General features: G+C 35.9%; 10 protein-coding genes, 1 tRNA gene and 1 pseudogene. 3 read left to right on the forward strand and 9 right to left on the reverse strand.

The features are described from left to right. Window positions 1-68: 68 nt before the first annotated feature. A complete protein-coding gene (locus tag ACFIK0_RS01375; protein ID WP_273791618.1) occupies window positions 69-671 on the reverse strand; it encodes a superoxide dismutase in 603 nt (200 codons plus the stop codon). An 869-nt stretch (window positions 672-1540) separates the two neighbouring features. Here ACFIK0_RS01375 and ACFIK0_RS01380 point away from each other — a divergent pair. Next, window positions 1541-1615, forward strand: a tRNA-Gln gene (locus ACFIK0_RS01380). A 300-nt stretch (window positions 1616-1915) separates the two neighbouring features. Here the strand turns inward: ACFIK0_RS01380 and ACFIK0_RS01385 are convergent. From ACFIK0_RS01385 to ACFIK0_RS01400, 4 genes and pseudogenes are all read right to left on the reverse strand, one after another. Continuing rightward, the gene (locus ACFIK0_RS01385; RefSeq protein WP_375663374.1) at window positions 1916-2314 is read right to left on the reverse strand and encodes a toxin-activating lysine-acyltransferase; all 399 of its coding nucleotides are present in this window, start codon (window positions 2312-2314) and stop codon (window positions 1916-1918) included. After that, the gene (locus ACFIK0_RS01390; protein WP_375663375.1) at window positions 2311-3636 is read right to left on the reverse strand and encodes an HlyD family type I secretion periplasmic adaptor subunit; all 1326 of its coding nucleotides are present in this window, start codon (window positions 3634-3636) and stop codon (window positions 2311-2313) included. Before ACFIK0_RS01390 ends, ACFIK0_RS01385 begins: the two co-directional genes overlap by 4 nt. Then, the gene (locus ACFIK0_RS01395) at window positions 3626-4372 is read right to left on the reverse strand and encodes an ATP-binding cassette domain-containing protein (protein ID WP_375663376.1); all 747 of its coding nucleotides are present in this window, start codon (window positions 4370-4372) and stop codon (window positions 3626-3628) included. Before ACFIK0_RS01395 ends, ACFIK0_RS01390 begins: the two co-directional genes overlap by 11 nt. A gap of 6 nt (window positions 4373-4378) precedes the next feature. After that, window positions 4379-5341: pseudogene (locus tag ACFIK0_RS01400) on the reverse strand (ABC transporter transmembrane domain-containing protein). Between the two features lie 210 nt (window positions 5342-5551). Between ACFIK0_RS01400 and ACFIK0_RS01405 the strand changes: the two are divergent. Beyond that, window positions 5552-5746, forward strand: coding sequence for a hypothetical protein (locus tag ACFIK0_RS01405; protein WP_273791622.1), 195 nt, complete (start codon window positions 5552-5554; stop codon window positions 5744-5746). A gap of 1210 nt (window positions 5747-6956) precedes the next feature. On the opposite strand, the gene ACFIK0_RS01410 is transcribed toward ACFIK0_RS01405, so the two are convergent. From ACFIK0_RS01410 to ACFIK0_RS01425, 4 genes are all read right to left on the reverse strand, one after another. Next, window positions 6957-7742 (reverse strand): DUF1499 domain-containing protein, encoded by a 786-nt coding sequence (locus ACFIK0_RS01410; protein WP_375663377.1) that lies wholly within the window; start codon window positions 7740-7742, stop codon window positions 6957-6959. 534 nt (window positions 7743-8276) lie between these two features. Then, a complete protein-coding gene (locus ACFIK0_RS01415; RefSeq protein WP_375663378.1) occupies window positions 8277-8816 on the reverse strand; it encodes a hypothetical protein in 540 nt (179 codons plus the stop codon). After that, window positions 8809-9405: a DUF1214 domain-containing protein gene (locus ACFIK0_RS01420; RefSeq protein WP_273791544.1), complete on the reverse strand. Its 597-nt coding sequence runs from the start codon at window positions 9403-9405 to the stop codon at window positions 8809-8811. The genes ACFIK0_RS01415 and ACFIK0_RS01420 overlap by 8 nt, the downstream gene beginning before the upstream one ends. 17 nt (window positions 9406-9422) lie before the next feature. Next, window positions 9423-11573 carry a transglycosylase domain-containing protein gene (locus tag ACFIK0_RS01425; protein ID WP_375630862.1) on the reverse strand — a complete coding sequence of 717 codons (2151 nt, stop codon included), beginning with the start codon at window positions 11571-11573 and terminating at the stop codon, window positions 9423-9425. A gap of 343 nt (window positions 11574-11916) precedes the next feature. Between ACFIK0_RS01425 and ACFIK0_RS01430 the strand changes: the two genes are divergently transcribed. Next, window positions 11917-12153: a hypothetical protein gene (locus tag ACFIK0_RS01430; RefSeq protein ID WP_273723886.1), complete on the forward strand. Its 237-nt coding sequence runs from the start codon at window positions 11917-11919 to the stop codon at window positions 12151-12153.

A 12153-nucleotide genomic window follows, 5' to 3' on the forward strand; every position in this document is an offset into this window, starting at 1 on the left:
GTATGAAAGTCTCCGATAATTTATTGGATTATAGGGACTTTCATACACTAAAAAATTATTGAGACAGTTTAAAATTCACATTCTTCATAAAGTTTCAAAACATAGTCCCAATTAATTAAATGGTCTACAAAGGCTTCGAGGTACTTCGGTCGAGTATTGCGATAATCAATGTAATAGGAATGTTCCCACACATCGACACCCAAAATAGGTCGAGCATTGTGCACTAAGGGATTTTCACCATTAGGCGTTTTCATAATTTCAAGCTTGCCATTTTTAACAGCAACCCACGCCCATCCAGAACCAAATTGGGCACTAGCAGCAGCAATAAAATCAGCGCGGAATTTGTCGTAACCACCTAGATCAGCGTCAATAGCTTTTGCTAACTTTTCAGGAAGTTTTTGGCCACCACCATTTTTTTTCATCCAAAGCCAAAAGTGGTTATGATTGTAATACTGCGCTGCATTATTAAACAAACCAATATTTTTTCCAAAACTTTTTTTAACAATATCTTCAAGGCTTTCATTTTCTAAGCCTAACTCTTTCACAAAATTATTGGTGTTGGTAAGATAAGCGAGGTGATGCTTATCATGATGATATTCAAGCGTTTCGCGTGACATATAAGGCGAAAGGGCATCGTAATCATAAGGCAATGGGGGCAATTCAAAAGCCATTTAAAAATCTCCTCGATTCTAATTGTTAAGCTTATTTCATAAGCCTAATTTGCCATTTACCGCATTTAAAAGCAAATGTTGAATACCTAGTTTGTATGAAATAGTTTTAATGTCTCTCTTTTTGTAAAAGAAGCTTTTAGGAAATGTATATTCATCAATCAAAAAGGGTATTGGTCTACATAAAGATTGCTTCTGAAGATTTTTTACATCTATGAGTGGGTAATAAATATCATTATCTTTTGAATAAAAAGTAAATGGAAATAGCTATTATTCCTTGTTTTTGTATCTCTATTTTTTCAAATACCATATAAAATGTTTTTAATTTTTGCAAAACTCTTCCAGTTTATGGGTGTATCATAATGTTTTCAACAGAATATTAAGTGTTATTTTTTAGGAAATATTTTTCAATGTGCTTGATTTTATTTTATGGTGCTACCCATGAATAATATAATGTAAAAATTAGTGGACATTACCATCTTTATGCTTAATGCAAGAGCACAGCAGCACTATCATACACTTACCGGTTGCCAATGTGGTGACAGCTTTTATCTTAATTGAGCAAGATGAGATTTTAGATATCAAGAAAAGTAAATCATATGCAAATTTATTAGAATGAGTAAACTGCAAGATTTTCATTTTCTGTTCCTAAAAAATCAATACAAAGAGTAAAATAATTGGTGGATAAATAGTTTCTACTTGTGTTAAAAGCACAACTGTATATCAGTTTCTGCTACGAATTTGTATTGATGCAATGCCATACAAGACTCAGAAATTTTATGATAAAAAAGTAAGGTCTTTGATTTTCAGATATTGCGTCCAATCACAGGAATCGCTATAAGGTGCAGGATTCGCTATAAAGCGTGTTTTTTTGGGGTATAGCCAAGCGGTAAGGCACCGGTTTTTGGTACCGGCATTCCCTGGTTCGAATCCAGGTACCCCAGCCAATTCTAGTGAAATTAGTTAATCAAAGTTCAGCTTGAGAGTGGATTAGCCCCCTTAACCTCTGTGTTGCTATTCATAGCAAGTCTGGTAAGTTGAGAAACACTTATTTATAGTGGGTTAGCTCTAAATATGTTAAGGTTCTCTTGCTATAGCTATCGCTCAAAGAACTCTTTTAAAAGATTCTTTTCTATAAGACGAGGGGTAAATGATTTATGCGCACTTGCTTTAGAAAAACTATTTGGCTGGATTTTGCGCTCTATAGCAACACCAGCGTGCAATTTTTCCGTATCCCACCATCTTCATTACGTCGAACAGCGTAGCAATAATGCTGGTGGAAACACATGTCGCTGCATGTCACGTACCATACCAGAAGCATGTCCATAGGGTGCTACACAATCAATAAACCATACGTATTTTCCATTCTGCCAATTGACATCGGGTAAAAGCTCTCCCTTTTCAAACATAGATTGATGATTTTTCTCATCTAAAAAAGCCCAAGTGATAAAGGCACAAAATTCTCCACGTTCATTTTTATAGAGTTTATATTGCCCAGTCTGTAAGGCGGGGCCTATGTTGCGTTCAATATCCCAGATTCGCCAGCGGCGGTATAAGGGAGATGTAAGCATTAAAACAACCATAGCTCCTAACGCTGTAAGAGGATCTATGAGTGATGGTGATGGATTTTCATTTACAGACATCATCTTTCCTTTAGAGATTGTTCTAAAATTTTGGTGATAGGTTCAAAGAAATAAGAAATGAGACGTCGTTTTGAGGTAATGACATCCGTTGTTACAGTCATGCCAGGGATAAATTTAAGTTGTTTGTTATTCAAAGTGATGTGATCTTGGTCAATTTTGATTAAAACAGCGTAGACACCATTAATTTCTTTATTATAGCGCGCTGTAGCGCCTACATTAACGACTGTACCGTGGATAACACCGAAACGTTCAGGAGGAAAGGCAGAAAACTTGATGTAAGCACGTTGGCCCTTTTCTAAAAAACCAATATCTCGATTATCAAAAAATGCTTCAATAATGAGACCACCCGCACCAGGGACAATGCGCATGAGAGTTTTACCAGCCTCTACAAAGCCGCCCAAAGTATGGATACTTAAATCATCGATACGTCCATCAACAGGTGCATAGAGTGATAAGTGGTCAAGATGGTATTGAGTGCTATCAAGCTTTGCTTTTAATCCTTGAAGATTCAGTTCTGTTTCACGCGAAAGTTGCCGATAGCGGGCGATTTCATCGGAAATGAGACTTTTCCGTTGTTGGCGTAGGGTGTTTATTTCGGCGGCATTTTCTTCCAAACGCCTTTGATTGGTTAAAATTTCATGCTCGACATTTTTAAAGTCATGTAAACGCTCTAAATAAACGGCTTGGCTAATGACTTTTGTTTCCATCAGGCTTTTTGCAGCTTTTAATTTTCCTTGGCTTAATTGACGATCATCTTCCAACCTATCTAATTGCGCATGTTGTGTTGCACCGCTGCGCTCGACGCGGTCCGCCTGTGCTTTTAGCGCTCTTAATTTATCTTGGAGAGATTGAAGGGTAACGCTAATGAGTTTTTCCCCTTCTATTCTTGCAGTCTGATTGCCAGAAGGAGGAACTGGCAGATAGGCAAGCCCTTTGGTTACAAAATCTTTATCCAAAGGATCACTTTCATGCAAAGCTGTTAAAATAGCTGTTGCAATTTGTGCTTGAAGGGTTTGTTGCGCGATATCTGCTTGAACACGTGCGCACTCATTGAGGGCTTCACGGGGATCTAATTGAATAAGGAGATCCCCTTGATGAACAAATTGCCCTTCTTTTACAAGAATTTTCTCAATGCGTCCTGTATTTTGCGCTTGGACCAGCTGAACATAGGTGGTGGGAATAACACTTCCTTGCCCCCGTGCAACAATCTCTGTTTTTGCGATAAAGCTGCCGATTACAATAAAGAGAAATAAGGTGACCAAAACAGCAACCACCATATGAAGCGTTGGTGACAAAGGGCGCAAATAGGGAGCTTTATCTGCCATTTGTTGCCTCCAAATCAGTACAGTTTAAGACGGTTGCATGCTGAGGAAAGAGGTCGCTTTTGTGGGTAATAACAAGAACAATACGTTCTTGCGAAAGTTTATATAAATGCTCAACAATTTGTGCACTGACAGTGTCATCCAATGCGGAAGTAGGTTCATCCAAAATAAGAAGGCTTGGGTTTATCAGAAAGAAACAAGCCAAAGCCAAGCGTTGGCGCTGACCACCTGATAAAAAACCACCTTGCTCTCCTACTTGAGTATTGAGTCCTAAAGGCAACTGAGCAATCAAATCATGGCAAGCACTAACATATAGTGCAGCGTCGATTTCATCTTTAGTGGCATCTGGTTTAGCAAGAAGCATATTCTCAAGAATGGTTCCGGAAAAAAGGCAAGGATTTTGAGGAAAATACGCGATTGTTTCACGCACGCTACGGACATCAAAATTCTGTAAAGGTTGGGCGTTAATCAATATCTTTCCGCTTGTTGGGGGGTAGAGTCCACAAAGGAGCTTCGCCAAGGTTGTTTTTCCGCACCCTGAAGGACCAAGTAACATAATTGGTTGCCCAGGTTGTAAACAGACATCAAGATGATTGATAATGGATTTATCTCCATAAGAAAAACAGAGATCGTTGGCTTCAAGATGAGGAGGAGCACTGAGTTGAAGAGGCGGCTTTTCTTCTTCCCATTCTGAAGGGGAGTTAAGAATATCGCCCAAACGAAGACGAGAGATTTTCAAATGCTGTCATTCTTCCCATAGGGATGCAAGGTTTAAGATAGGACCAGAAACATTTCCAGCGAGGAGATGAAAGGCAATAAGTTGTCCTAGTGTAATCTGGTTTTGAAGAACTGCCTGAGCACCAAAAAAGATAATAAAAATAGTGAAAAGATCACCAAAAATATGACTCATGGCTCCATTGAGAAGATGCAATTTACTAGTTGTAAGGCTTTGATCTAAACTACGGGCTAAAGTCTCTTGCATGCGTATTGTATGGGCTGGCTCCTTTACATGCGCTTTAATGGCTTCAAGATTGATAAAACTTTCAATAAGGCGCGATTGATGGGCGGCTTGCAGAGTGAAAGCACGGCGTAATTGGCGGAGCAAGAAGGGACCGACAAACGCTAAAGAACCCATTTGTAAAGGTAAAATGATAAGGACAATAAAGGTCAGTTTTGGACTAATGGAAAAGAGTGCAGCAATATAAATAATGGCAAACAGAACATTCAGTACGGTTGTGGCGATGGTTCCTGTTAGAAACCCGCGAATTGTATCAACATCTCAGATTCGCGTGAACAGTTTCCCCATTTGCCAAGTGCGTAAAGTGGGCAAGGAAAGGCTTAACACATGGGTGTAAATGCGCCGTCCAAATTCTAGCGTAAGCCGATTGGCTAAATAGGCACCTAAGTAACCTGAAAGAGTGCTAAGAGCCGTGCTAAACAGCATGATAGCAACCATCAAGACAACGATAGCATAGAGACTTTCAATACGCTGAAAAGGGGGAATACGGTCGATAATCGCTTGAAAAATAAAAGGATTCACCAAGCCCAGCAAACGCAAAACAACAGCAACGCAACTGAGTTCGATGACATAATAAATATATTTCTTTGTTGTTATTGTAAACCAAGAGAAAAGGATACTAGTTTTTCTTGTGAATGTCTCATTTGAATTTATGATTTTATTTAAGAGAAAGAGCGATTTATGTCGCATATTTAAACAGTATTGTAAATAGTATTATATTAATACAAAATATATATCTTGTATTAATATAATATAAACATAATGTATTTATTATTTATACAGTATTTTTATTATTATTTTTACAAATTATGTTTTACTTCTTATAAAGTGAACAATAATGAATTTTCCACTGTATCTTTGTGATACAGTTATTTTTAACAATAATTAAAGAGGTTTTATATGTTTCGTTCATTTGGTTCTAGTTTTTCTAATGGTTGGTCTAATTTTACTTCAATGAATTTTTCAAGCAGTGGATCACGACTTGGGTGTACTGTTGGAGATTATTTCTCAGCAGGATTTTCAATGGGACATAGGGGACATAATATGGGAGTGGTAATTGGTGGAGTTATGGGGTGTCAGTTGGAGGACCAATAGGCGCTGCGGAAGAGGTCTATCATTAGGAGGAGGAGTTGGCTCTGCAGTAGGATTTGGTACAGGTTTGGGATATATAGGCTATGAATGTTATCGCTAATATAAAAATCAGCAGATATTTCTAAAATGAACAAGCTTGTAGGCATAATTATGTGTCTACAAACTTGACAGGAAGGTTTAGGTGCATAATTCTACAAAATTATATATTTAATTTGGATTTTTTTTATGAATGAGCTTATTAGTATTATTGTAGAATTATTATTTTCTATAGGTGCTTTAGTTATATTTTTCTATACATTGTTTTCATATTATAAATCTAAAGGTTATAGTAAAAAAGAAATTTGGAAAAAAATTTTGTTAAGAATATTTTTTTTCTTTATATTATTTTCTATAATATTTTTTATTTATATACGTTATTTCTATGAACAATGATTATTCATTATTAATTTATAATTATAGATTAATTTGGAAATTTTATTTGTTATATATATTTTTAATATACTTTATTAATTGTTTTTTGCATTTTTTGTTTAATTATATTTATTTAAATTGTATTATGTATCTAAGGTATGTAATGAAAAAAATATTAAAATTAAATCATTAATTAAGAATAAATTCGTTTTTTATATTATTTTAAATTATTAAGTTTTATATGATATAATATATATTAATGTTTATTGTTTTTATATATTTTTAATTTGGATTTTTTATGAGTGATATTATTCGTATTATTGCAAAATAATTATCTTCTATATGTTTTTACAGTATAAATTTAAAGGTTATAGTAACAAAGAAATTGTGAAAAAAATGTTTTTAAGCACATTTTTGTTCATTATATTTGTTATATTACTTTCTATAACAGTTTTTATTTGTATACGTTATTTATATGAAAAATAATTATTTATTATCTTTATATAATAATGTTTTTGATATGAGTTTTATAATAATTTATTTAATATTAAAATTTAAAAAATATTTACTGATTACAGTTAGACAGAGACTTTAATATTATTATCAATATTTCTGTTTTTTATTTCCTATTTTTTTAATCTTTTTCATTATTTCAAGAATGGTTAGGTTTGAGAATATTATCTTTTGTATAAGAATTTTTAGTTTATAGCTTTTGAAAAGTGATTGTTTGCTTATGTATCATGTTTATTGAAAAATAAGCAATTTTTGTGAAATAAAGTGTCTTCTCTCTCGCTCTTGATCGTTATTCATCTTCTTGTGAAAGAGGAAGGGAAGCGATTTCCGTATCAAGGGCATCCATAAAATCGATAATAAAAGCAGCATTTGTCCCCAAATCTCTTGGCAAATAACGAGAAGCAGAACGCATATCAACAAAAGTTGTATCCCCTTCATCAGTTAAGCGTATCACGATATCCGAAATAAACCCAAGGTAAAAAGTTTTAGCTCTCGTTTCAATATAAAGCGCATTTTCTTCACCTTTAAACTCTCGTTGAGCCACAACAGGCCAATCATAGGCTGCTAAAACATTGAGAACAGATTCGCGAATACGATCAGGTGAACCATCATAACGGCGCCCCGATATTTCTGGCCATTGTGACATCTGTAATGTTTCTTGTTCAGTCAAAACACTTTTGAGCGGTAAAGCATCGCTGGGACGTATTGTGCGAAAAAAAGCCGGCGGGCTTTGTGTATCGGTAGAAATATCGTAAAGAGCCGGTAAGGTAAACCAAAGTCCAAAAAATAACATCAGTGGTGTAGCCGTTATTACCGAATAAATGATCCCTTTTAAAGCTTTCATTCCCCCTAGGGCTCCATAGACCCATAAGCTGTAAAGTGCTTTTAAAGCAAGAAAAAGAGAAATAATCACACAGCCGGTAGAGATTCCGATCAAAATTATGAAGTCGGTTACGTTAATGACGGAAAAACGTTGTAAAATGAATGAAAATAATAAAACAAAGAACGACAATCCACCAAATCGAGGGGACCATACTGCTGCTCTTGAAATGAACCGAACATATCTCTTCTTCATGAAGTTTTTCCCCTCAATTGTAAACTATAAGCCAAGTTTTTTCAGAGTGCATATCTTACAAAAAGCTTATGCTCATAAAACAAAAATAAAGCACTTATTTTTGAGGTCAAGGATGCATAATGTCTTATAAGTCTCCAGCGATTATTTTTGCACTTCATTGAAGGTAATCAGTATTTCTTCTATAGTTTATCATGTCATTGATGCGAATTTTATGGGAATGTTTGTAAATAAAAAGAAATAAACTCAAATAACAAGTTTTACGGTTGTTAGCAGCATATTTTTCTAGAACTTTACTCTTGATTTTCTCTTCTGATTGCTGGGAGTTTTTTCTGTCAGATAATGCGTAATCAAATAGGATATGATGATGTGCAATAGAGATTTCATTCTATCTCAATAAAAAATTGAGGGATTTATAATCAGATAAATCTGAATTCGAAGATTCAATTAATAGAGAAAAAAGATAACCATTTTGATAGGCTTCATGTATTTTGTATAGAAAGTAAGGTATTGTACAAATGAGAGGTTACTCCGTTTTTATTCATAAAATATGCGGCAGGTCGCAGATGAAAGAAAAGTTTCACTTTCTTTTTTTGCAAGTGAAGAAGGGGCAAAAATACGTAAAATGACAAAACCTTCATTCAAATTTTTAGCAACCAAAACTGAATTGGCATTTTTTTTAGGTTTTGATTTTTTGAGTTCTATGATTTGTATTGGTTTTCCAATAATAAGATCGAGTGTATTATCAGGGGCTGTTCGGTCATTAAGGCTATAGAAAATAATTCCTTTGTGTGTGTAGGCTGCTAGTGACCAAAATTGTCGTGTTTTCAAAGCTTTTAAATGAACAGGTCCATTTTCAAGATTAAATCTGCAGACTTTAAGAAGAAAGAGGGGATCAGCAGATTGTTGAATAGGATTATCGGGAGTAAAAGCAACAAATTGATAAGGGGCTCCGGATTTTTTAAGTGCTGTCCATATATTATTTTGTGTCCAATAGGGGATCAGAAAGAGAACGCAAATATGAACGATAATAGCGCCAATGATTGCAAGAAGTGCGGTATGAATAAATCTAGTCACAATTTATTTGTCCTGATGGAATTTGTTCTATTGATGGCATTGTAAGCTTTTGTAATGCCGTTGCAGAGATGATTGAGGTATCGTATAAGGTAAGAATAAGCCCGAATTCTTTTTGACTAACTGTTGCAAGCCAATTGCCAGCTTGTGGTGTAGGTGAAATATTGATGCGCAATGAGCCATCATGCTCATAAATAATAGCGTTCGTGTGGAGTTCAAAAGGTATTTCTTTGGATGAAGTATAGGGTTTTAGGGATTTGTCAGCTGTATAAAGGGTGAAAAGACGAGTTTCAGGGATGGTGCCTTTGAGTAAATAATGACAGTGGGGGTGGAGTGGACGCCCTTGGTTGTCTTGCCAAATCTGGAATTGAAGACCTTCAGTGCGTCCGAGTGAAACAATGCCTCGTTTGGTCGTGCGGGCGCGGGTATAAGGATCCATATTGGCGGTTCCCATTTTTGGATAAGCACTCCATTTTCCAATTCTAAAGCGTTCAAAATGAGGAAAGGAATTGAGCACATAATCGACACTCAGTTTTCCACATAAAATGGAAAAAGCGAAGATAAAAAAGAAAATGGTGATATTAAAAAACATCAGTGAATATCTTGAATTCAAAATGTTGAATCTCCAGTTGTTTTCACCTTCAAAGAAATTGCAGATGGTTTTTTCAGATCTTTGTTAATCAATCGCACAATATTCAATGTTTCAGGAGAAAGCGTAGAGGGTATTGGGGAAAAAAATTCAGAATCTGCATGGGAGGAAAGTATTGGGGGATGATAAGGAAGAAGAGAATCTTTAACACCATAGAGTTGTTTGAGCATAATATTTTGGTGTGCAGCAAGCATGATGCGTTGCCATATCATGGCAGGGACTCCACCCCCAAAAGCACGATTCATCGGTGAAAAGTTATCATTTCCCATCCATACCGCTCCAGTATAATTGCCAGTAAAGCCAACAAACCAAGCATCACGATAGGATTGTGATGTTCCAGTTTTCCCAGCGACGAGAGTCATGGGCAGAGCAGCACGCTTACCAGACCCTCGTGTTGTGACACCCACCATCATTTGGTTCATATAAGCAGCTGATTGTCTGCTGAGAACTCGGTGTAACTTATTTCCGTTATGCTCGAAATCCCATACCACATGTCCATCGATTGTTCTGATTTGCGTGAACCCATGACGATTACCAGCTATCCCGCCATTCGCAAAGACATTAAAGCCAGTTGCTTGATCCATGGGGGTCATGTTGGAAGTGCCCAGAACCATCGTTTTGTGTGATAAAATATGCGCGTTAATCCCCATATTCTTGATGAGATCTATGATAGGTTGGGTATCGCGGTGAAGATATTGATAGGTGAGATACACAGGGACTGTATTAATAGAAAAAGCTAAAGCTGTTGCTAAATCAATTTTCCCCAAATAACGGCCAGAATTATTTTTTGGTGTCCAACCTCCCCAATTGATCGGAGCATCTAAAACGATTGTCGAGGGAGAAAGTCCGTGTTCCAGTGCGGTTGCGTAAACATAAGGTTTGAATGAAGAACCAGTTTGCCGTCCGCCTTGTGTTGCTCTGTTAAATTGGCTCTTTTTATAATCTTGTCCTCCAACAATTGCGCATACGGCACCGTTATTATCGAGTATAACAGTGGAAGCTTGTGTTACGCGATATTGTTGACCATACTGATGTAAATGATATGCAATTGATTCTTCTGCTGCTTTTTGAATATTTGGATCAAGAGTCGTTTGAATAATTAAACTATGGCTTGGAAGTTGATTGCGCATTTTTTTGACTTCCTCGAATGCCCAATCAAGAAAATAATCAGGCTGATTATTTTCTATTTGGGGAAGTGCCCTAGCAGGGTGGCGATGTGCATTGATAATCTGGCTCTTCGTCATAAAGCCACTATTAACAAGATTAGAAAGGACGATATTGGCACGTGTTTGAGCCGCAAAGAGATGACTATGAGGAGCATATTTTGTTGGAGCTTTAAAGAGTCCTGCTAACATAGCAGATTCACTTAAAGAGACATGACGTATGTTTTTTCCAAAATAAAATTTTGCTGCTGCGGCAATACCAAAATTGTTTCCTCCCATATAGGCTCGGTCAAGGTAAAGTTGTAAAATCTGCTTTTTGCTAAAATTTGCTTCTAGCCAAAGAGCAAGATAAGCTTCTTTGATTTTACGTGTTATGGTTCTTTCGTTTGTTAAAAATAAATTTTTAGCCAATTGTTGTGTGAGAGTTGAACCACCTTGCACCACACCTTTAGCTTGCATATTTTGTGAAATTGCCCGTGTAAGTCCTTGAAAATCAATGCCCCAATGATCAAAAAAACGACGGTCTTCTGTAGCGAGAACCGCTTTAATAACAGTGTCAGGCATTTCTTCAACGGGGACAGAGATCGCCGGCAGTGCACCACGGTGCCCAATGGAATTTCCATAGCGATCTAGAAAAAGAATGGAAAAGTTTTTAGGAGAAGACCAATCTGTTTTGGTCACTTCAAAAACAGAAATGCCCAAAATAGTGAAAAGAGTAAATCCCATCAACCCTAATGTCAGTATTTCATCGAGAACTTCAACGATAAAACGTTTCCATCCTTGAAGATGAAAATTTTGTGAGACGATTTTTGCCTTTTTCCAGAAAAAACTGTTAGCAGAACGAATGTGATAAAGCGCTGTGTCTAATCGTGCGTCTAATTCAATGAGAGCAGGACTGTGAAATGGCTTACGATGTTGCCCTTTCTTTTTTTTAAAAAAATCAAACATTTAAAGAGAGCCTATGGCAAAGAAATACAACCAAACAAATCTACAATAATTATATGGAGTAGAAGTATTTTTTTGCTATAGTGCTAACAGAGAAAGAGTTGATTTTAGAATTATTCATTTTTCGTAAGATAGTGTGTTAATATTTTATTATTTTATTGAATAAATTTTATTCTCATTATTAAAAATATTTTTTTGATTTTTTAAAAATTTGGAGTAATGTTAATATGTTCTTCTGTAAGATAGAGGATAAATTATTTCCATTTGTGATTTTTAAATCGACTGAAAAAAACCATTATTTCTTTTATCCTTTATCAAGGAGAAGAGATGGGTTATTGAAATATTTATGATGAAAAAAAAATTCTTGTTCGTAATAATAGCAGCTTTTTTAGGAGCAGATTCTGTTCTAGCTTCTGGGTGTGCTGAAGTAGGTAAGAAGGCTGCCGCGCAAGAGAGCGGGGTTCTCGTCCGTTCAAAACCGGTTGTTCAGGATGGAAAGGACATGTGTGCAATTGTAGTTGTTGTACCAGCCCGTAATGGTGAAAAGTTACGTCGTGTTGAGTTTTTTGTTCCTGCTGATTAG

The sequence above is a fragment of the Bartonella sp. CL63NXGY genome, assembly GCF_042194905.1.
GTDB lineage: Bacteria > Pseudomonadota > Alphaproteobacteria > Rhizobiales > Rhizobiaceae > Bartonella.